We start from the raw sequence: 19,972 nt of genomic DNA, 5'->3' as shown, positions 1-19,972 counted from the left end.
AATAAAGCCACCGAGTCGCTGATTTGGTTAGGGATGAACTGCATGGAAAGAATACGGCGATGGCCTACCGTTAAACAAGCGACTCGTGAGGTGGTTTTACCGCTTCTTGTAACGTGGTCAGCTCCCGTATGGGCACTTAACGCGTCAATCGATGGTGTCAGTAGTGAAGTAGAGGACAATATTGATGCCTATTTACAGAACATTGACGAAGATCAGTACACCGATATCCGTTTGGAAGGCGAAATACGAAAGCGTGCGCAAGAAGCCATGCGCGTTTTCGGCTACTACGAGTCTGACATTACGGTTGATGTTGATAGCTCACCTATCACACTTCGCATAGAACCCGGCTCGCCGGTCAAAATCGACGTGCTTTCTGTCAATATCAGCGGTGAAGCAAGCGATGACCCTCCGTTTCAGGAAGCACTCGATGCATTTCCCTTGAAGGAAGGCGATACACTACGGCATGCCCCATGGGATCGCCTACGCAACCAGTTTTCAGGTCTAGCACTTGAGCGTGGTTATTTCGACTGGGGGTTTACTGACCGCCGAATGGAAATAAGGCCATACCTTGAAAGCGCTCGTCTCTATATGGATTTCGACAGCGGCCCACGCTATCAATTTGGCAATACGACTATTTCAGGCAGTCATATCGAACCTGAGCGTTTGCTTCAAATGCAGACCTTTGAAGCAGGGGAGCCTTATCTAGCGGAATCGATAGCCCGCTATAATCAACGTTTAGCTGAGACAGAATGGTTCAGCTCTGTGACGGTACGACCACGTTTAGAGACAGCGCGGGAGCTGACCCTATCGCCGCCAACAGGAAGCTCACCGTGGTGGAATGAAGCAACGGCATCGCAGCCTCAACGCCCTAGGCTGTCCAGCGCAGCGCTTGTCAGCGCACTTAGTGTCACTCAGCGGGACGATACCAGTCTGCCTATTGACGTAAGTGTAGAGCCTGCCGATCGCCATCAATTTGAAGTCGGGATTGGCTTTGCAACTGACGTAGGGCCGCGCATGCGCTTTGGCTGGAAACAGCCATGGATTAACCGCTTTGGCCATAGCCTGGATCATGATCTGTATGTTTCAGCCCCCGACCAGCGCTTCACAGGGACTTACAATATCCCGTTAGAAGACCCGTTACGCGATAGCTATCGTCTGCAATATGGCGTGCGTAACCTGGATGATGGCGATACCCAGTCGTTAGAGGGTACCGTGGAAATCGCTCGTCGATGGGAGTTTGAAAATCGCTGGGTACAAACACTTTACTTCCGTACGACCTATGAAGACTTCACCCAAGGGGGAGTCTCAGATGAAGTATTGCTGTTTTATCCAGGCATTCAGTGGTCCCGTACAAGAACGCGTCCTCAGCGGTTTCCGCTTTGGGGAGATAGGCAACAATTATCGCTCGAGTATTCAGACACGATATGGGGATCCGATGCCAAGTTCGCGCGTATGACGGGTGACACAGAATGGATTCGCACCATTGGCGATGATAATCGTTTTTCGGCAAGGCTAAGTATCGGCGCTATCGAAACAGATAATTTCGATAAACTGCCTCCTTCGTTACGCTTTTTTGCGGGCGGTGACCGAAGTGTCCGGGGTTACTCCTACGAAAGCCTATCTCCGCGAAATGAAGAAGGGCTGTTACGTGGCGGCCAGCAAATGCTGACCTCGACTCTAGAGTACCAGCGTCGCGTGACTGGCGACTGGTGGGGAGCCACTTTTGTCGATACTGGAGATGCCTTCGATAATTGGGGGCCAGAAGAGTTAAAGACGGGCGCAGGGGTTGGCGTACGCTGGATTTCCCCTGTGGGCCCTATCCGACTTGATGTAGCACACCCATTTGACGATGAAGACGATTGGCGCCTGCATTTTTCCATCGGACCGGAATTTTAGGAGAGCATTTTGGCTAAGGTTGCAAAAGCGGCATCTATCAAGCGTCAACCGCTCTCAGTTAAACATCGCATTGGGTTGTTTTTGTGGAGTCTTGTACGGTTAGTCATTGTGCTGCCACTCTGGCTATTTGGTCTGGTCGCTCTGCTACTCGGCGTTGCGCTCTCCCCTTGGGGAACAGGTCAACTGTTTTCTCAAGGGGAGCAACGGGGCTTCTTTACGTATGAACACCAAGAAGGCGCACTGCTTGACCAGTTTGCATTGCGCGGTTTTCAACTATCGCTTGGTGAGACACGCATCAACGTCGACAGCCTTGAGCTGGCCTGGGCTGAAGATTGTGTGCTGTCAGGTAAGCTTTGCCTGGACAAACTTCATGTAGAAGGCGCAGATATACGTTTGGGCGAGAGCACTGAAGCGGAGCCAGACTCACCAGAATCTGATGGGATGCCTAGCATCCAACTGCCTTTTCCTATTGAACTACGTTCAGTTGAGTTCACTAACGTCCAACTGCAGCTAGCTGATGGAACTCGCGTCGGCTGGGAGTCGTTTTCAACCGCGATTACCGCGCAGCAACATCTTGTCAGTATCGCGCCCACCACGCTCATGCAGCCAACCGTGTACTTGCCTCCCACGGCAGGCACTCAACTAACAGAAGGTATCCAGACACCGTTACATGCATCTGCTATTGATGGTGCGGTTATGGCTACCCAACCGGTCATAGCAGAACCTGAGCAAGCGGTCGAAGCCTTAACAGAACGGCAGCGCATTGAGCTGCCTGAAATAATGCTGCCCATTGATATCGACTTAGCATCCTTCACCGTGACTGACGTCACTGTCAGCGGAGCCGTTGATTACCAAGTCGAAAAATTAGCCGTGGTTGCGAGTGCTGAAGGCAACCAAATAGCGCTCCGCTCATTAGAGTTACTTACACCTGATGCCGAGGCGAACTTAACAGCCAACGCCACATTATCAGGCAGCTATCCGTTAGATGCTCGATTAACAACAACCTTGTTTTTACCCGAAATATTTCCTGAGCTAAGTGGCGAAGAGCTTGTTTTGGAACTGTCAGGATCCCTAGATGAGCTGGCAGCCAGTTTAGGGGCATCCGGTGTCGTTAATGCAACACTGGAGGCTCAAGTCGATGCGCTGGCACCGACGCTACCCTTCAATGTAAGACTGCAGAGTAACCGCCTACAGTGGCCACTCACACAACCTAGTAGCGATGAGTCATCGGCAGAACCCTATGTTGTTGAAGATATAGACATCGTTGCTAGCGGCAGCTTGGAAGCGTACCAGACAACGCTTTCCTTAAACGCTCAAGGCCCGCAAGTGCCGGCCACCGATATTCGACTCAGTGGCAACGGAGATCTTTCATCGTTCCGCTGGACGCCGCTAACCCTAACGATTGATGACAGTTCGCTCAGTAGTGAAGGGGAAGTGAATTGGGCTTCGTCACTACGGGTTGATACCACCATCCGACTGGATCAATTCGATCCATCGCTGTTTGTCGAACAGCTCAACGGCAATCTCAATGGCGACATTACCGCTAGTGTGCGTCAAACCGGCGAGCTATGGGAAGTCAGCCTGCCAGTCCTCGATATTACTGGGGAGCTCCAGGAGTATCCCTTGGCGCTTCAAGCCTCTTTAGAGGCTAACAGTGCGCTTGAAGTAGATATCCAAGAACTACTTTTCACTCAGGGAGACAACCGGTTAACGGCCTCTGGTCAAGTTAGTGAGCAAGCCATGTCGCTAGATACCGAGATTGCATTGCGACAATTACAAACGCTGCATCCAGACTTAGCGGGGACATTAACAGGTAATATTCTGGCCAGAGGTAGCATTAGCCAACCTAAGGTGGAAGCCGAATTAACTGGCCGTGATTTGCAGTTTGCCGAAAACCGTATTGAAACGTTATCACTGACCAGCAATATCGAGGGAATCGAAGACCCAACGCTAGACATTAACCTTGGTTTGCAGCAAGTCAATGCAGGTGGGCAGGCATTTTCGAGTATTGCCCTTGAGCTTAACGGACGCCTATCTCAGCACGCACTCACTGTCAGTATCGACGGCCAAGCCGATAACATGCTAAGCCGTGCACTTGTAGCGCTAGATGGGCGTTTTGATCAACAAGCGCAGCAGTATCAGGGCCAACTAACACCGCTGGAAATCGACTCCGAGTTCGGCAATCTACGTTTAGAAGCCCCTCTTGATATTCGTTACAACCTAGCTAACGGCCAAGCGCAACTCTCACCTTTCTGTGTGCGTCGCGAAGAAGGAGGGCTTGTTTGTTCGCAAGAACAGATTGCCGCATCGGCCGACCAAGGGCGCGCGGTGTTGAGCATCAGAGAAGTGCCGATGGAAGCACTCGAGCCTTTATTGCCAGAAGAGTGGAGCTTTGAGGGTGATACGACAGCAGACATTGTTGCAGCTTGGCGCCAAGGCGGGGCTCAGTGGCAAGCCGATGTTCAGGTATTAAGTGAGTTAGCGATTACGGCAGTCAACGATTACGGCCAGCCCGTACAGCTTCCTGTGATTAGTTTAAACACGCAGTTAGACGCCAGTCAGGCTCAAGCTGATGCCGATATTGTACTGTCGTTTGCAGATGCTGGTGAGCTGGCACTCGATCTCAGCATTAGTGATCCACTTGGTCGTGGTGGTCTTAGTGGCGAGCTAAGCGCCCAAGCGCTTTCTTTAGCACCTTACCGCCCGTTGGTGGTGGGCATGGATCGCTTAGAGGGCGACTTAAATGGCCGTATACAAATTGCAGGAACCACCAGTCAGCCCGATTTACAGGGGCAGCTTGCGCTTCGTAATCTAAGCGTTCATGGCCCAGATATTCCTATCGATATCAAAGATGGCGAGCTGGTCGTTGCGTTTGACGGCGAACAAGGGGACATAAATGGTTTTGTTGCTGCTGAACGTGGTCGCTTGAATATCGCTGGGGATGCTTACTTTCCTGCAGGCGACGACTGGCGTATTGGTGTCGATGTTAACGCGACTCAGGAGCCATTATTAATCGTTTTGCCACAGTTTGGGCGTTTAGAAGCAGCGCCTGATATCCGCATTCGTGTAACACCGGATCGCTTGCAAGTACGTGGCAATGTCGATCTACCATGGGCGCGCTTAGAAGTTGGCGATCTTCCTGCCTCAGCTGTTAGCCCAAGCTCTGACGAAGTCATTATCACCGAGCGCGATGATCGAGAAGCTGAGCGAGTGGCTCAGCAACGGACTGCCAATGGCGAGCCAAGCGCTGCTGATGAGCTTTCACAATCAGGAATGGACATTGATGTGCTCATCACACTAACCTTGGGCCGTGATATGCAAATATCAGCATATGGGCTTAATTCTGATTTGGGTGGCACGTTAGAAATTCGTCAAGGCAGCGGTGCACTTCAGCTGTTTGGTGATGTCAACCTTATCAATGGTCGTTTTAAAGCCTTTAGTCAGGATCTGCTGATTCGCCGTGGACAGCTGATATTCAGCGGCCCTCCAGGGCTGCCAATTCTCGATTTCGAAGCAATTCGTAATCCTGATATCACGGAAGATGAGGTTATTGCTGGCATTCGTGTTAGTGGCAATGCAGAAGAGCCCAACTTACTGATCTTTTCTGAACCAGCAATGGATGAAACCCGTGCGCTGTCATATTTATTGAGAGGGCGTGCACCCGATGCTGCTGGAGGAGGGATTGATAGTGCGCTTACTACCGCCTTAATCGGCATGTCTCTCGGTAAGACAGGCGGAGCCGTTGGCTCCATTGGGGAAGCGTTTGGTATTAGCGATTTGACCTTGGATACCACTGGGGCAGGTGACAATAGCCAAGTGGCGCTGACAGGGCAGTTAACCGACGATATCCGGATTAGCTACGGTGTTGGCATTTTCTCGCCCATTGCAGAACTGACATTACGCTACACACTTTGGCGCAATCTATATGTGCAGGCAGTATCAGGCGCAAATCAAGCCGTCGACTTAATCTACACATTTACTCGGTCAGGTGACCCTACGATTTATCCACGGCAATAAGAGGGCGTTATGACGCTATTTTCTAAAGCAAATTCAGCACCACTTGGCCGCGTAACGCCGATTGAAACGAGCAGCGTACATACCGTTACAGGCCACTCACTTCACCCTCCTTTCCCAGCAGGGTATGAAGAAATTGTGTTAGGCATGGGGTGCTTTTGGGGCGTTGAACGCCTGTTTTGGCAAGTGCCGGGAGTTTACGTCACTGCCGCCGGTTATGCCGGGGGAGAAACACCAAACCCAACTTATCAAGAAACGTGTACGGGACAAACAGGCCATACCGAGGTAGTTCGAGTGGTATACGACCCCAGTGCCACATCCTTGGCTACGCTGTTGCAAATTTTTTGGGAACAGCACGACCCTACTCAAGGCAATCGTCAAGGCAACGATGTGGGTAGCCAGTACCGCTCTGCCATTTTCACAACAACGGCTGCTCAGTTGATGGCTACTGAAAAGAGTGCCAATGCCTATCAAAAGGCGCTCGATGAGGCTGGCCGAGGTACTATTACTACCGAGATCAAGCCGCTGAATACTTTTTACTACGCGGAGGCTTATCATCAGCAGTATTTAGACAAGAACCCCGCTGGTTACTGCGGGCTCAAAGGTACTGGCGTTACTTGCCCCATCGGTTAGTCGTGGTGAGAAGAGCCAAGTACTCCATCACAAGGTCAGTAATAAGGTCAGTAAAATGCCACATACTTTAAAACGTTCATGGCTCATGCCTTCGGTTTGGGCCCTGGTCGTCTTTGCTGCAATTACTACGCCGACCATGGCAGAGGAAGTTACTGAAGATGCCGTTCCAGCGCCACAAACGGTTGAAGAGAGCCCGTTTGCAAGTGAGCGAGAAGCGGTCATATGGCGTCAGGATGAATTGAAAGAGCTAGAAAGCCTTCTGCGTCAGCTGCGTTTTGACTTGGTGAATAACCAGGATGCACGCGGAGCCGCGCCGCGGTTAGCAACGCTTCAGGAACAAGCGACTCAAGCTCATTTTTTGCCCGCGTTTATTGTCGGCACTCATGGGCGTGGGTCTGACGCTCGCCCAGAAATCTGGGAAGAGTGGGAAGATTTCGCAGCGGGATTTACGGATCTTGAGCAAAAAGTGGCGACGCTAATCGATGCGGCCGAGCAAGAGGACTATCGCGCGGCCACGCGAGCATTTTCTGATGTTGGCTTAAGCTGTAAAAGCTGTCATCGCGCCTACCGCTATAACTGACCGAGATCGATGTCATCAGAGCGATAGGCACAGATGGTGTCAGTCGCTTTGTTGAAGGCGGTCGATACGATAAAGGGTCTCAACCTGCTCCAGGCCAGTTATGGTGCATTTGAGATCTTTTACACGGCCGTCGCTCAACCCATAGACCCAACCATGCACTGAAATATCTTGGCCTCTCTGCCAGGCACGTTGCAGAATTTTGGTTCGGCACAAGCTATTAACTTGAGCCTTTACGTTCAATTCGCACATGCGGTCAATTTGCTCTTCCATTGGTAAATGTTCAAGCGTATTACGGTGATGGTTATACTGTTCGCGCACCGAATGCAGCCAGTAATCGACGACTCCGCACTCACCGCCGGTTACTGCCGCCTTAATGCCACCACAACCGTAGTGCCCCACAATCATGATATGACTGACCTTAAGTACATCCACCGCAAACTGCACAACTGACAGTGCGTTCATATCGGTATGGTGGAGCAGGTTAGCGACATTACGATGGACAAAAACTTCGCCTGGCGGAAGGGCAATAATTTGGTTAGCAGGCACACGACTGTCAGAACAACCAATCCAGAGGTAATCAGGGTTTTGCTGATTGGAAAGGCGTTTAAAGTAATCAGGATCTTCCTCACACATACGCTCTGCCCAGGCGCGATTATTATCAAGCAGTGTTTCAATAGCGTTAGACATTGGATCTCCGTCACAGGTTAGGAGCTGTTAGGTTCAAGATAGAGCAAACTAGGGTACAGAGAGAGGGGTTTTAACCTTCTCAGAATCTAAGGTCAATCTTTGTGCTTAACGACCGTTGTCGGTAAGTACATGACCGATAAGTACATGCAATGGTTCAGGATAGGAATAGCACATGGCAGATAACGCGGAATATGAATACGATTTATTGGTAATTGGAGCAGGGTCAGGGGGTGTTCGCGCCGCACGAATGGCAGCCGCAACCGGTGCCAGAGTTGCTATAGCAGAAGATCGTTACTTGGGCGGCACCTGTGTCAATGTCGGCTGCGTGCCTAAAAAACTGTACTCCTATGCGGCTCACTTTCACGACAGCTTCGATGATGCCGCAGGCTTTGGATGGCAGTTGCCTGGGCCTGCTGTCTTTGAGTGGTCAGTGCTACGCGATAATAAAACCAGTGAAATAAAACGGCTTAATGGCATTTATCAGCGGATGTTAGAGGGCGCGGGAGTCGTACTGCTTCATGCTAGAGCAACCGTGACAGGGGCACACAGCGTTTCACTGGCTTCTGAAGAAGGCGTTACCCAAGTAACCGCACAAAAGATACTGCTAGCGACAGGTGGTTGGCCATGGGTACCTGATTTTCCTGGCAGTGAATACACAGTCACTTCAAACCAGATATTTGACCTTGACGCTTTTCCAGAGCGGTTTCTGGTTTTGGGAGGCGGCTATATTGCGGTCGAATTCGCGAGCATTTTTAACGGCCTCGGTAGTGAAACACATTTGATTTATCGTGGAGAGCTGTTTCTAAAAGGGTTTGATGAAGAAGTTCGAGCTTTTACCCGCGATGAAATGAGCAAAAAAGGCGTCAATCTGCATTTCAATACCAATATTGAACGGATTGAACCCAATGGCTCGGCGTTTAACGTGTATTTAACTAACGGTGATGTTCAAGAGGTAGATGCCGTCTTAGCAGCGACAGGACGTAATGCCAATACGCAGGGGCTAGGGCTTGAAGCATTGGGTATTCATCTTGATAGCAGTGGAAAAATCCCAGTAAATGCGCGCTACGAGACGGCGGTCCCTTCAATCTTGGCGCTTGGCGATTTGACCCAGGGGCCTGAATTGACGCCCGTAGCCCTGGCTGAGGCGATGCAGTTAGTCGATATCCACTTCAATGAAACACTGCCTAAACCGCTGGACTACGCCACGATTCCTACGGCGGTTTTTTGTCATCCCAATATTGGGACGGTAGGGCTATCTGAAGAGGCTGCCAGAGAAAACATTGGCAAGATTCGCGTTTATAGCGCGGACTTTAAAGCAATGAAACACACCTTGTCTGGTAGCCAAGAACGCACTTTAATGAAGCTAATCGTTGATGACGCGACAGATGTTGTCGTAGGGGCTCACATGGTCGGTGAAGAGGCCGGTGAATTAATACAAGGGATCGCCATTGCGGTCAGAGCTGGGCTTACAAAAGAAGATTTTGATCGTACCATCGGCATCCATCCAACAGGTGCGGAAGAGTTTGTGACAATGAGAACAGCTACGCGCAATTGATTACATAAAATTTACATTTTTAAGGCGAGCATTAGCTCGCCTTTTTTGTCTCGCAGCTATGTGAGGTTGATCTAAACTCTTCCAATACAGCGGCTCTTTCAGCTGATTTTTGCAGGTAGAGACGCCTTTGATAACCAAAAATTATGGAAAAGGACAGGATGAATAATATGATTTTTGAATTGCTCATAATCAGCTGTTATAATGGCGCTCAAATTCGCTACAGCGAAGCATAACCATGAGCACGCCAATAACACCTTTTACCCCTTCTGCAGACCTTGCACGCCCAACAGTCGCTGATGCTGTGGTCGGGCATGCATCTACTCCGTTATTTATTCGCAAGCCGAATGCAGATGATGGTTGGGGCGTCTACGAGTTGATAAAAGCTTGCCCGCCGCTTGATGTTAATTCTGCTTATGCTTATTTACTGTTGGCAACTCAGTTTCGCGACACCTGTGCGGTCGCGACAAATGAAGAGGGCGAGATAGTAGGATTTGTATCTGGCTATGTGAAAGACAACGCGCCGGATACCTACTTTCTATGGCAGGTTGCCGTCGGTGAAAAAGCACGTGGTACAGGCTTGGCGCGCCGCTTAGTCGAAGCCATTATGTCGCGTCCAGAACTTGATAATGTGCATCATCTGGAAACGACGATCACTCCAGACAATCAGGCCTCTTGGGGCTTATTTCGCCGCTTAGCTGCACGCTGGCAAGCCCCTTTAAATAGCCGTGAATATTTCTCTACCGAACAACTCGGTGGGGAGCATGATCCTGAAAACCTAGTTCGTATAGGTCCATTTCAAACAGACAGCATGTAACGGAACGGACCAGCTATTGCCCAATACGCGGTTCTTGCTAGCTGGTTACGTGTTACCGCTGTTTCCGCCAGTTTGTCCTACGCTTGGCTCAATGATTTAAAAAGGAGGTCGTTAATGCAGACCCAAACGCTTGAACGCATGGAATCTAACGTACGTACTTATTCGCGCTCATTCCCCGTTGTGTTTACGAAAGCCCAGAATGCTCGTTTAACGGACGAGAATGGACGTGAGTACATTGATTTCCTAGCCGGTGCCGGCACGCTCAATTACGGCCACAATAACCCACATCTCAAACAAGCAATGATCGACTATCTGTCAACAGATGGCATTGTTCATGGCCTGGATATGTGGACCGCTGCAAAGCGTGATTACCTGGAAACCCTTGAAGAAGTCATCTTCAAACCGCGTGGCTTAGACTACAAGGTACATCTGCCTGGTCCGACAGGCACTAACGCAGTAGAAGCGGCCATCCGTTTGGCCCGTGTTGCTAAAGGTCGCCATAACATTGTGACCTTCACCAACGGCTTCCACGGCGTCACCATGGGAGCACTGGCAACCACGGGTAACCGCAAGTTCCGCGAAGCGACCGGTGGCATTCCCACACAGGGCGCAAGCTTTTTACCCTTTGATGGTTATATGGGAGAGCATGCGGATACGCTGGATTACTTCGAGAAATTACTTAACGACAAATCTGGCGGCCTCGATATACCGGCAGGTGTTATTGTCGAAACCGTGCAAGGCGAGGGCGGTATTAACGTGGCAGGCCTTGAGTGGCTCAAGCGTTTAGAAAGTATCTGTCACGCCCATGATATTCTGTTGATCATCGACGACATCCAAGCAGGCTGTGGCCGCACGGGTAAGTTCTTTAGCTTTGAACACGCGGGCATCACGCCTGATATCGTGACGAACTCAAAATCACTCTCTGGATTCGGGCTGCCATTTGCCCATGTATTGATGCGTCCAGAGCTTGATAAATGGAAGCCTGGTCAGTATAACGGCACGTTCCGTGGTTTCAGCCTGGCGATGGTGACCGCCACGGCTGCGCTCAAAAAATATTGGTCAAATGATGTTTTTGAGCGTGATGTTCAGCGCAAAGCGCGTATTGTTGAAGAACGTTTCCAAAAGCTGGCAGCCTTACTCAGTGAGAACGGCATGCCTGCCACTGAACGTGGACGCGGCCTCATGCGCGGTATTGATGTTGTCTCTGGTGATATTGCCGACAAGATCACCAGCAAAGCATTTGAGCATGGCCTTATTATTGAGACCAGCGGCCAAGACGGCGAAGTAGTGAAATGCCTATGCCCGCTGACCATTAGTGATGAGGACTTGCTGGAAGCGCTGGATATTCTAGAAGCCTCAGTCAATGCTGTTATCCAAGCGTGATGTAGAGTTAGGCTAATTTTGCAGCATCGATTCAGCACTGGGCCGCTTCGGTTAATACCAAGTGCCTCATAACGGAGCAATTCTATGATCGTTCGTAATCTTGAAGAAGCACGTAAAACAGATCGTCTTGTCACCGCCGAGAATGGCAATTGGGACAGCACGCGTCTTGTTCTAGCCAATGATAATGCGGGTTTTTCATTTCATATTACCCGTATTTTCCCAGGCACTGAGACGCATATTCATTACAAAAACCACTATGAAGCTGTGTTTTGCTATGAAGGCGAAGGCGAAGTAGAAACCCTAGCCGATGGCAAAATCTGGCCGATCAAAGCAGGCGATATTTATCTGCTGGATCAGCACGACGAACATCTGTTACGCGGTAAAGAAAAAGGCATGACCGTCGCATGCGTCTTCACGCCAGCCATTACCGGTAATGAAGTACACCAGGAAGACGGCTCATACGCTGCACCCGCTGGTGAGTAAGGCCTAACGTTAGCGTTACGGATTGGCTAATGACAAAACAGCCTGCTTAAAAAGCAGGCTGTTTTTTATGAGGGTTGTCATTGATGATTAGGATTTTAACGTGATGCCTGTGAGATCATGCGGGTTCGCATAATATATATTATGTTAAATTAGGCAAATAAAAGTTCCAAAACCAGCGGATCAAGTTGGACAATACAATGTCCTTCTCCTTATCATTCATGCTCTTCTTGTTTAAGGATATCTCACGTTATGCGCTCAGGTGTATTGTGTCTAATGGCTGGTTTGTCGCTTTCGTTTGCAGGCTGTGCTGTGACACCGCCAGAAACGAATGAGCCACCGCCATTAAGCGAAGCGTCTTTTAACACCCGCATCCTTGAACTTGAAACCTCTCTTGCTCAGCAGTGTGCATCCGCGTCTACACGACTGCACGAGCAGCAGCTTAACCAACAGCGAGCGTTAACAGCTGATGTTCGCGAAGTCGGTAGCCTGTTGCGCTATTTGCGCCAAGATGTGGCTGGCCTACAAGCTCGCGGTGAAGATCCCGTTATTGTTCGTGAAGAGTGCGATGTTGATGCCACTCAAGACAACAAAACACTGTTGGGCCGCAGTGAATGGGTTGGTTTACCCAGTGTTGGCACTTATTTGAAGGCGCGCGTTGATTCTGGAGCCAACACGTCATCACTATCAGCATCCGAAATTACCCGCTTTGAACGTGATGGTGAAAATTGGGTGCGCTTTAAGTTGGCACTAAATGACGATGACGTGGTCGTAGATCGCGTGCGTGATGAATGGATCGAAGCGCCAATTGTACGTAGGGTGCGTATTGTTCAGGCATCTGGTGAAGAGTCTCGCCCAGTGATCTCACTGTTAATGACCTTGGGCCCAATCCGCGAAAACGTTGAGTTCACGCTTAATAATCGCACCCATTTGGACTACCCAGTGCTGTTAGGACGGCGATTCATGATGGATATTGCCACTATTGATGTTGCTCAAACCTATCTTTACGAACGTCCAGAATTCCCTGGCGGTGAACCTGCCGATCAAGCCGCTGAAGATGAAGCAGCAGATCAAGACGATACTGAAGAGTAACAGCTCTCCCCCGCCGTTTTTCGCTGAAAGGAATCATGATGTCACGGTTGCCGTTTTATTTGATCGTTGGACTACTGCTGTTGGTTGGTATTGCCGCCAGTGTGCATCGACATGTTCAGTTCGAAATCCCCTGGCTACCCGGCGAACAACGCCAAGTATGGGAAATCGAAGCTGTTATCAACTTTAATGCCCAGGACGGCCCTGTGCAGGTTGATCTAGCGCTGCCTTCTCATCAGGCCGGATACCGGGTTTTGACGGAAAACACCGCGTCTTCCGGCTATGGGCTTGCCTACAAAGCAGATGAGCTAGGTCGTCAGGCTGAGTGGACTATTCGCAATGCCGCCGGTAGCCAGCAGCTTTACTATTCAGTGCAAATGCTTGTTTCGCCAGATGCGCGCTCACCCGTGCAAACGCCACCAGAATTATCGACTGTTCCGCCCTGGGAAAGCCCGTACGACACTGCCGCTAGCCAATTAATTGATCGTGCTTGGGCACGTAGCGCCAATAACGCCACCTTTGCGAGAGAATTGATTTTAGATATTAATGGCGAACGCCAAGGGGAAAATGCACGACTACTCTTAGCCCAGGAACAGCCATCGCCACTGATTGTGCGTTTGTTGAACCAAGCGGGTGTTCATGCAAGGGAAGTCAGCGGCCTATTGATGGAGGATGGTCGTCGTCGACAAACCCTCAGCAGTTGGATTCAAGTGTTCGACGAATCTGCCGAAACGTGGACGCTATTTAACCCGACTACCGGCGAGCAAGGAAAACCCGACAACCTTCTGCTCTGGGAAACAGGTGGTCGCGCGGTGCTAGAGGTCCAGGGCGGAACCAATTCGCGTGTCACCTTTTCAATGTTGACACATTACCAACCGGCTTCTGCGGCGGTTCGCAATCACTACTCTGATGACACGCTACTCAACTTCTCTATCCATAGCCTTCCTTTGGAAGAGCAGGCACTTTTCCAAACGATTCTGCTGATTCCCATTGGCGCGCTGGTAGTGGTGTTTTTGCGCGTGCTGGTTGGGGTAAAAACGTCGGGCACGTTTATGCCGGTGCTGATTGCATTAGCGTTTATTCAAACTACCCTGCTAACGGGCTTAATTGGCTTCCTGCTGATTGTGGCCATGGGCTTGATCATTCGTAATTATCTTTCATACCTCAATCTATTGCTGGTAGCGAGGGTTTCAGTGGTCATCATCACGGTCATAGCAATCATCTCAATTTTCACTGTCATTGCTTATCGTATGGGCCTAAGTTCGGGGTTAACCGTCACATTTTTCCCAATGATCATTCTGGCGTGGACGATTGAGCGGATGTCGATTCTTTGGGAAGAGGAAGGGCCAAAGCAGGTACTGATTCAAGGCGGAGGCAGCCTCTTAACCGCTGTATTAGCGTTCCTTGCCATGAACAACCCCTGGGTTCGCCACATTACTTTTAACTTCCTTGGCGTTCAGTTCATTCTGATGGCGCTCATCTTGTTGCTTGGTAATTACACGGGCTATCGTTTATTGGAGCTTCGCCGTTTTAAGCCAATTACAGATGAAGAGAAATCCTCATGAGCTGGCTAAAGAACTGGACGTGGCCGACACGACTTAGAGACAAGGGAATTATCGGCATGAATCGGCGAAATATTCGCTACATTGGCCGCTATAATTCCCGACGCTTATATCCGCTTGTTGACGACAAGCTGAAAACCAAGCTTCTTGCGCAACGTTACGGCATCACAACGCCAGAGCTCATTGGTACGGTAACGACTCAGTTTGGTGTCAAGCATATCAGTGAGATGCTGAGCGGCCATTCAGGCTTTGTGATCAAGCCCGCCAAAGGCAGTGGCGGAAAAGGCATACTTGTTATTGAAAAGGTACAAGAGGGTATCTTTATCAAGCCAAGCGGTGTCAGTTTGTCGATTGAAGATATTGAGCGCCATGTTTCGAACATACTTTCTGGGCTGTATTCGCTAGGCGGCTCACCGGATGTCGCCGTTATCGAAACACTGATCAATTTCGATGAAAGCCTGATGGCCTATACCTATGAAGGCGTACCGGACATTCGAGTCATCGTGTTTAAAGGTTATCCCGTGATGGCCATGATGCGGCTTTCTACCGCTGCGTCGGATGGCAAGGCCAATCTTCACCAGGGGGCCGTGGGTGTTGGGCTGAACATTGCCACAGGCGCGGCCCTACGTGGAGTGCAGTTTGATCGTCCATGCTTTAGCCATCCCGATACAGGTCACGACTTGGCAAGTCTGGTTGTCCCACAGTGGGATACCCTGCTCCACCTGGCAGCAGGCTGCTACGAGATGACCGGGCTTGGCTATCTTGGCACCGATATGGTGCTAGATAGAAAGCATGGCCCCATGCTGCTTGAGCTTAATGCGCGCCCCGGGCTTGCTATCCAAATGACCAACGGTGAAGGACTTCGTCGTCGGCTTGACCTGATCGAACAGCAGCCTGACGGTGTTCCCGTCGCTGAACGGGTAGCGTTTGCACAACACCACTTTGCCCGCCAAAGCGAACTCGTAGAAACGCCTGACACTTCTTCGGCGACGGCGTAGACTACGCATATCCCGTTCAACGAGTGCCCTAATGACAGAAGCTAATACGCTATTACAACAAGCGGAATCCCAGTGCCATACCCGAGGCGTGAGATTTACACCTATTCGTCGCCGAGTATTAGAGCTGATTGCTGAGAATGGTGGCGGCCTAAAAGCGTATGACTTGTTAGACCAGCTATCCACTGAGCATGCCGCAGCAAGACCTCCCACAGTTTACCGTGCTCTCGACTTTCTTATCGAGCAAGGTCTCGTTCATCGTATAGAGTCACAAAACGCTTACGTTGCCTGCGCCTGCCCTGAGCATGCCCATGGGTTTCAGCTGTTGATTTGTCGCCATTGTGGCTATGTTGAAGAGCTTCACTTAGATGAAATAAGCGCTCAACTGGCCGAATTAGCCAAACGACAAGGGTTTAACGTCGAGCGCCAAACGATAGAACTTCAAGGCTTGTGCCAAAATTGCCGATCAGCGAGTAACGAGTAATGTCACGTTTTGACCAATTAGCCCCGCGCGACCTATTCAAAGCCCTAGAATCTGCCAGCCCTTCCGATACGTTGCCCGGGACCGAAGCGCTTCTTGACGCAGTACACTTTAACGAACAAGGCTTGCTGCCTGCCATTGCGCAGCAGTTTGATTCGGGTGAGGTGTTAATGATGGCGTGGATGAACCGCGAGGCACTTGAAGAAACGCTAGCAACGCAGCGTGTTTGCTACTATTCACGCTCGCGTAAAAAGCTCTGGCGTAAAGGTGAAACCTCGGGTCAACAACAGCAGCTGAAATCTGCGGCTCTCGACTGCGATGGTGACACGCTATTACTGCAAGTCGATCAAACTGGACCCGCTTGCCACACCGGTCGACGCAGCTGTTTTTACTTATCGGTAAACGAACAGCGTGCGACGATTACCAGCGAACCGATTATCGACCCAGCGGCGCTTTACGGCAAGAAATAGTGGTAAAGCTGCTATCCCAAGCAAAGCACTGGGCCTTGAAGGCCCTTGCCATCGTCATGATTGGCTGTATCAAGGTCTATCAATACACCATTAGCCCCCTACTGGGGCCGCGCTGCCGCTTCTGGCCAAGCTGCTCGTCCTATACCGTTGAAGCCATTCAAGTGCATGGCCCTTTCAAGGGCGGCTGGATGGCGATAAAGCGTATTATGCGATGCCACCCAGGCAGCGCCGGTGGTATCGATCCCGTGCCTGGTGGCAGAAGCGAGCAGTTGTGTCGTGAAGACCCGGACTTAACGGCGCCGCCGCACTCAAAGTGCGACCATCATCACTGAGAAAGCTTTCCAATGCGCGTTTACAATTAAGACTGTTTTGCCACTTGGTAAATACGCTCCAACATGGCATGCAAGCCGTTACTGCGGGTAGGTGATAGGTGCTTATCCAAACCTAAATCTTTCAAGAAGTGAGGCTCGGTTTGGCTAATCTCATCAGGTGTGCGATCGCTATAGATTCTCAGCAGCAACGCAATCAGTCCTGAAACGATGGCCGCATCCGACGTTGCCTTGAAGATAAGCTTGTCGCCCTGCCCTTCGTGGCACATCCACACGTTAGATTGGCAGCCCTGAATCTTAAACTCTTCAGTTCGCTGCTCCTCCGGAAAGTCAGGCAGTTGCTTCCCCATATCGATAATGTATTGATAACGATCCATCCAGTTATCAAATATTTCAAACTCTTCGACCAGTTCTTGCTGGGCCAGCTCAGCGCCTGAAGTTGCCATGGCGTTTCCTTTGGGTTGGTGTCTCAATATCATGCCTATTATAACGGGTCAGAAGGCGTTTTTGGGGCTGTTTTCAAGCGATGACGCTGCTGCTCTTGGTGCCATTCATTATCTTCGGTGTGTAAGTAGCGACTCGTCGTATCCAGTTTAGAATGGCGCGCACTCTCGGCTAAATAGCGCAGGCTTACCCCCGATTGCGCTTGATGTGTAATCGCCGTATGCCGCAGCCAGTGGGGGGTTGCACGACGCAGCGCACTCACATAGGCAGGCTTACCATTTTGCGCTTCTAGTGCATCAGCCGCCTCGCTAAATACGCCTTTAATCAGCCGATAAAGTTGGTTATCGCTAATGCCACGACGTTTATCTAACGCACGGATAAGAGGGTCGGGTTCGTGATAACTGGGCAGGCCTGCTAACCCAAGCGCTTCCCGCCATTCGAGCACACACTCAAGCATGTCATCGGGCACCGGAATACGTGCAAGCTTACTCCCCTTACCGACCACCACCCACCACCACCGCCCCTCGCTTTCCTGAAAGTCATCCATCCGAGCGTTAGCCATTTCACTAATACGAGGTGCTAATAGATAAGCGAAGCTGAATATAAACCGTCGCCGCGCTTGCTCGTATGCCTCTCGTTCGCTGGCGGGCGCTGTTGGCGCATTCAGCCACTGCCAAAGCCATGCCCAAAGATCTCGTTCTAGATAACGCTCAATGGTTTGAGCCTGGTTATTCAGCCGCCTAGCCTTGTCGCGCATTAGCACAAATGGGTTATGGCGTACCCACCCTGCTTCCACTAGCCAGCTAAATAAGCCCTGCAGAATAATCAGACTTTGCCGCCGGCTTGCTGGCGAAAGCCCACCACGAAAAGGTCGCCATTGCGCATGATAGCGAGGCTTACTTGCCCCCACCCACTGCTCAGCTGGCTGAGGATCTGCCAAAAAAGCCTCGTACTGGCGCAACATTTCACGATTCATATCGCATAACGACGTGTTGTGGCTGGACAGCCAAAGCAGCAGGCGCTCCGCCTCTCGGCGATAACTTTTCAATGTCTGAGGGCTGTCTTGGTACTCCCTAAGCCACGCAGCAACAGCCTCAACGTCGTTTTGAGCATCAATTAGCTGCGTTGGGGTGACGGGCACGGAAGACTTAGCCAGCAAGTCAGGCCAGCTGCCCTTTTCTAGGCCTTCACGTACGTGTTTTTGCTGTTTTTCGACCTCTCTGGGCATCGCCACATTCCCCATATCTACCGCGTTATTTTTCAATGGGTTAAGTGTGCTGCTATCGGCACTAAAACTCAAGATAAGGGCAGTAATCTTGAATTTATAATGCTTAATGTAAATAATTTTACGTTTTATGTATTACGTAATTATTGTAATTTTAACCAAACCCTATGAAAATAGCGCTACCAATCTGATAGGGATAAGCACCATGGCTCGCAGCGGGATTCAATACAGTGATGTTCAGCAAGCAATCGATACCCTGCTCGCTCGCGGCGACACCCCTAGCGTGCAACGTATTCGCGAAGTACTGGGAACTGGCAGCTTCACAACGATCAGTGAGCATTTCCGTAATTGGCGTATTGAACGAGAGCAAAATCGCGATGTTCCGCCACCTAAAGGCGTCCCAGAGGTCATCGTTAACGTCGCAACCGAGCTATGGCGCGAGGCGCAAGAGGCCGCCAATCAAGCGCTCGTCCACTATCGTGAAGATGCTAATCGGCAGGTAGAGAGCGCCCAGCAGGAAGCCGCCGAAGCGCTTCAGCAGACAGCCAATGCGGAACAACGAGAAAGCGCCCTTGCAGAGCATTTGCGACATACAGAACAGCGCTTGGAGACACTTAATCGCGAGCTGGCCGCTAGTCAAGCGAGCGAGCGTCAGTGGCAGCAACAGGCAGAGCAAGCCAACCAAGATGCTAAGCGATACCAGCAGCTACTTACCCAGTCGGAGCATGATGTCGCTTCGCTGAAAGAGCGCTTCACTGAAGAGCTGCAACAACGCCAAGCCGCTTGGGAACAGCGCCTTGCTCAGGAAGAACAGCGTAACGAAGCAGCAGAAGGAAAACTGATGGCGTTGCTAGACACGCTAAGACAAGAGCGTGCCCAAGAAGAAAAAGCACTACAAAAGCGCCTGCTCCAGTTCGAGCAGCGCTCAGACAGCTTGGCGAAAGAGCTTCAGCTCAAAAAAGACACGTTGCAGCACTACCAGTTAGACAACAGCAGCTTGCAACAACGAATTGACGAGCTTGAGCGCAACAATATATCGCTAAAAGAGCTGCACTCCAGCCTGCAGAGCGAGCTTGATAAAGCCCACCAAGCACTAGAACAGCAGCACAAAACGGCGCTTCAGGACGAAAACTGGCAGCAACAGCTTTGGCAACGAATGGAAGCCCTTCAGGCGCAATTAACAGCCCTGCCCGAGACGCTCTCCTCGCAAGAAAAAGAAGATAATCCACCCAACGAGTGACCTATCGCTCATCACCTAGCATTCACAACCTACCACTCATAAAAAAAGCCCAGCAGATTTCTGCCGGGCTTTTCGAAGCGCAAACGGTACAGCTA

18 protein-coding genes are annotated in these 19,972 nt (G+C 50.7%); 15 read left to right on the top strand and 3 right to left on the bottom strand.

Translation table 11 applies throughout. From position 1 onward, the window contains the following. The first annotated feature begins 42 nt into the window (after positions 1-42). The 4 genes from tamA to INT21_RS03880 all read left to right on the top strand — a co-directional run bounded on the left by tamA (position 43) and on the right by INT21_RS03880 (position 7,123). Positions 43-1,896 carry an autotransporter assembly complex protein TamA gene (gene tamA, locus INT21_RS03895; protein ID WP_193084868.1) on the top strand — a complete coding sequence of 618 codons (1,854 nt, stop codon included), beginning with the start codon at positions 43-45 and terminating at the stop codon, positions 1,894-1,896. 9 nt (positions 1,897-1,905) lie between these two features. Next, complete coding sequence (gene tamB, locus INT21_RS03890) at positions 1,906-5,913, top strand: autotransporter assembly complex protein TamB (protein WP_193084867.1); 4,008 nt, start codon at positions 1,906-1,908, stop codon at positions 5,911-5,913. A 9-nt stretch (positions 5,914-5,922) separates the two neighbouring features. Continuing rightward, a complete protein-coding gene (gene msrA / locus INT21_RS03885; RefSeq protein ID WP_193084866.1) occupies positions 5,923-6,543 on the top strand; it encodes a peptide-methionine (S)-S-oxide reductase MsrA in 621 nt (206 codons plus the stop codon). Positions 6,544-6,628: 85 nt separating this feature from the next. Continuing rightward, positions 6,629-7,123, top strand: a complete 495-nt coding sequence (locus INT21_RS03880; RefSeq protein ID WP_226912743.1) for a c-type cytochrome — start codon at positions 6,629-6,631, stop codon at positions 7,121-7,123. 39 nt (positions 7,124-7,162) lie between these two features. On the opposite strand, the gene can is transcribed toward INT21_RS03880, so the two are convergent. Then, on the bottom strand, positions 7,163-7,810 hold the full coding sequence (gene can / locus INT21_RS03875) for a carbonate dehydratase (protein WP_089038381.1): 648 nt from the start codon (positions 7,808-7,810) through the stop codon (positions 7,163-7,165). A 172-nt stretch (positions 7,811-7,982) separates the two neighbouring features. Here can and gorA point away from each other — a divergent pair, with 172 nt between their 5' ends. From gorA to yidD, 10 genes are all read left to right on the top strand, one after another. Continuing rightward, on the top strand, positions 7,983-9,365 hold the full coding sequence (gene gorA / locus INT21_RS03870) for a glutathione-disulfide reductase (protein ID WP_193084865.1): 1,383 nt from the start codon (positions 7,983-7,985) through the stop codon (positions 9,363-9,365). A gap of 235 nt (positions 9,366-9,600) precedes the next feature. Then, positions 9,601-10,179 (top strand): diaminobutyrate acetyltransferase, encoded by a 579-nt coding sequence (ectA, locus tag INT21_RS03865; protein ID WP_030072977.1) that lies wholly within the window; start codon positions 9,601-9,603, stop codon positions 10,177-10,179. A 114-nt stretch (positions 10,180-10,293) separates the two neighbouring features. After that, the gene (gene ectB / locus INT21_RS03860) at positions 10,294-11,562 is read left to right on the top strand and encodes a diaminobutyrate--2-oxoglutarate transaminase (protein ID WP_089038379.1); all 1,269 of its coding nucleotides are present in this window, start codon (positions 10,294-10,296) and stop codon (positions 11,560-11,562) included. Positions 11,563-11,646: 84 nt separating this feature from the next. After that, complete coding sequence (locus INT21_RS03855) at positions 11,647-12,045, top strand: ectoine synthase (RefSeq protein ID WP_009724424.1); 399 nt, start codon at positions 11,647-11,649, stop codon at positions 12,043-12,045. Positions 12,046-12,294: 249 nt separating this feature from the next. Next, positions 12,295-13,134 (top strand): ATP-dependent zinc protease family protein, encoded by an 840-nt coding sequence (locus tag INT21_RS03850; protein ID WP_193084864.1) that lies wholly within the window; start codon positions 12,295-12,297, stop codon positions 13,132-13,134. Positions 13,135-13,172: 38 nt separating this feature from the next. Then, a complete protein-coding gene (locus INT21_RS03845; RefSeq protein WP_193084863.1) occupies positions 13,173-14,696 on the top strand; it encodes an inactive transglutaminase family protein in 1,524 nt (507 codons plus the stop codon). Continuing rightward, positions 14,693-15,691 carry an alpha-L-glutamate ligase-like protein gene (locus tag INT21_RS03840; protein ID WP_038484259.1) on the top strand — a complete coding sequence of 333 codons (999 nt, stop codon included), beginning with the start codon at positions 14,693-14,695 and terminating at the stop codon, positions 15,689-15,691. The genes INT21_RS03845 and INT21_RS03840 overlap by 4 nt, the downstream gene beginning before the upstream one ends. A gap of 31 nt (positions 15,692-15,722) precedes the next feature. After that, positions 15,723-16,172 carry a transcriptional repressor gene (locus INT21_RS03835; RefSeq protein WP_038484256.1) on the top strand — a complete coding sequence of 150 codons (450 nt, stop codon included), beginning with the start codon at positions 15,723-15,725 and terminating at the stop codon, positions 16,170-16,172. Next, positions 16,172-16,639, top strand: coding sequence for a phosphoribosyl-AMP cyclohydrolase (gene hisI, locus INT21_RS03830; RefSeq protein WP_193084862.1), 468 nt, complete (start codon positions 16,172-16,174; stop codon positions 16,637-16,639). Before INT21_RS03835 ends, hisI begins: the two co-directional genes overlap by 1 nt. Before the next feature lie 56 nt (positions 16,640-16,695). Next, positions 16,696-16,971 carry a membrane protein insertion efficiency factor YidD gene (gene yidD / locus INT21_RS03825; protein ID WP_205739042.1) on the top strand — a complete coding sequence of 92 codons (276 nt, stop codon included), beginning with the start codon at positions 16,696-16,698 and terminating at the stop codon, positions 16,969-16,971. A 26-nt stretch (positions 16,972-16,997) separates the two neighbouring features. On the opposite strand, the gene INT21_RS03820 is transcribed toward yidD, so the two are convergent. Both INT21_RS03820 and INT21_RS03815 read right to left on the bottom strand, forming a co-directional pair. Beyond that, a complete protein-coding gene (locus INT21_RS03820; protein ID WP_038484250.1) occupies positions 16,998-17,414 on the bottom strand; it encodes a SufE family protein in 417 nt (138 codons plus the stop codon). A gap of 38 nt (positions 17,415-17,452) precedes the next feature. Then, positions 17,453-18,640, bottom strand: a complete 1,188-nt coding sequence (locus INT21_RS03815; protein ID WP_193084861.1) for a tyrosine-type recombinase/integrase — start codon at positions 18,638-18,640, stop codon at positions 17,453-17,455. 202 nt (positions 18,641-18,842) lie between these two features. Between INT21_RS03815 and INT21_RS03810 the strand changes: the two genes are divergently transcribed. Continuing rightward, on the top strand, positions 18,843-19,877 hold the full coding sequence (locus INT21_RS03810) for a DNA-binding protein (RefSeq protein WP_193084860.1): 1,035 nt from the start codon (positions 18,843-18,845) through the stop codon (positions 19,875-19,877). Positions 19,878-19,972 lie beyond the last annotated feature (95 nt).

The sequence above is a fragment of the Halomonas sp. 3F2F genome (genome assembly GCF_014897805.1).
Classification (GTDB): domain Bacteria; phylum Pseudomonadota; class Gammaproteobacteria; order Pseudomonadales; family Halomonadaceae; genus Vreelandella.
The sequence above is the reverse complement of the archived record's forward strand: the minus strand, read 5'-3'. Positions and strand labels throughout refer to the sequence as shown.

Coding starts and splice junctions, on each gene's coding strand:
- tamA (WP_193084868.1), top strand. CDS start 43: ATGGAAAGAATACGGCGATGGCCTACCGTTAAACAAGCGACTCGTGAG.
- msrA (WP_193084866.1), top strand. CDS start 5,923: ATGACGCTATTTTCTAAAGCAAATTCAGCACCACTTGGCCGCGTAACG.
- INT21_RS03880 (WP_226912743.1), top strand. CDS start 6,629: ATGCCTTCGGTTTGGGCCCTGGTCGTCTTTGCTGCAATTACTACGCCG.
- can (WP_089038381.1), bottom strand. CDS start 7,810: ATGTCTAACGCTATTGAAACACTGCTTGATAATAATCGCGCCTGGGCA.
- gorA (WP_193084865.1), top strand. CDS start 7,983: ATGGCAGATAACGCGGAATATGAATACGATTTATTGGTAATTGGAGCA.
- ectA (WP_030072977.1), top strand. CDS start 9,601: ATGAGCACGCCAATAACACCTTTTACCCCTTCTGCAGACCTTGCACGC.
- ectB (WP_089038379.1), top strand. CDS start 10,294: ATGCAGACCCAAACGCTTGAACGCATGGAATCTAACGTACGTACTTAT.
- INT21_RS03855 (WP_009724424.1), top strand. CDS start 11,647: ATGATCGTTCGTAATCTTGAAGAAGCACGTAAAACAGATCGTCTTGTC.
- INT21_RS03850 (WP_193084864.1), top strand. CDS start 12,295: ATGCGCTCAGGTGTATTGTGTCTAATGGCTGGTTTGTCGCTTTCGTTT.
- INT21_RS03845 (WP_193084863.1), top strand. CDS start 13,173: ATGTCACGGTTGCCGTTTTATTTGATCGTTGGACTACTGCTGTTGGTT.
- INT21_RS03840 (WP_038484259.1), top strand. CDS start 14,693: ATGAGCTGGCTAAAGAACTGGACGTGGCCGACACGACTTAGAGACAAG.
- INT21_RS03835 (WP_038484256.1), top strand. CDS start 15,723: ATGACAGAAGCTAATACGCTATTACAACAAGCGGAATCCCAGTGCCAT.
- hisI (WP_193084862.1), top strand. CDS start 16,172: ATGTCACGTTTTGACCAATTAGCCCCGCGCGACCTATTCAAAGCCCTA.
- yidD (WP_205739042.1), top strand. CDS start 16,696: ATGATTGGCTGTATCAAGGTCTATCAATACACCATTAGCCCCCTACTG.
- INT21_RS03820 (WP_038484250.1), bottom strand. CDS start 17,414: ATGGCAACTTCAGGCGCTGAGCTGGCCCAGCAAGAACTGGTCGAAGAG.
- INT21_RS03815 (WP_193084861.1), bottom strand. CDS start 18,640: ATGCCCAGAGAGGTCGAAAAACAGCAAAAACACGTACGTGAAGGCCTA.
- INT21_RS03810 (WP_193084860.1), top strand. CDS start 18,843: ATGGCTCGCAGCGGGATTCAATACAGTGATGTTCAGCAAGCAATCGAT.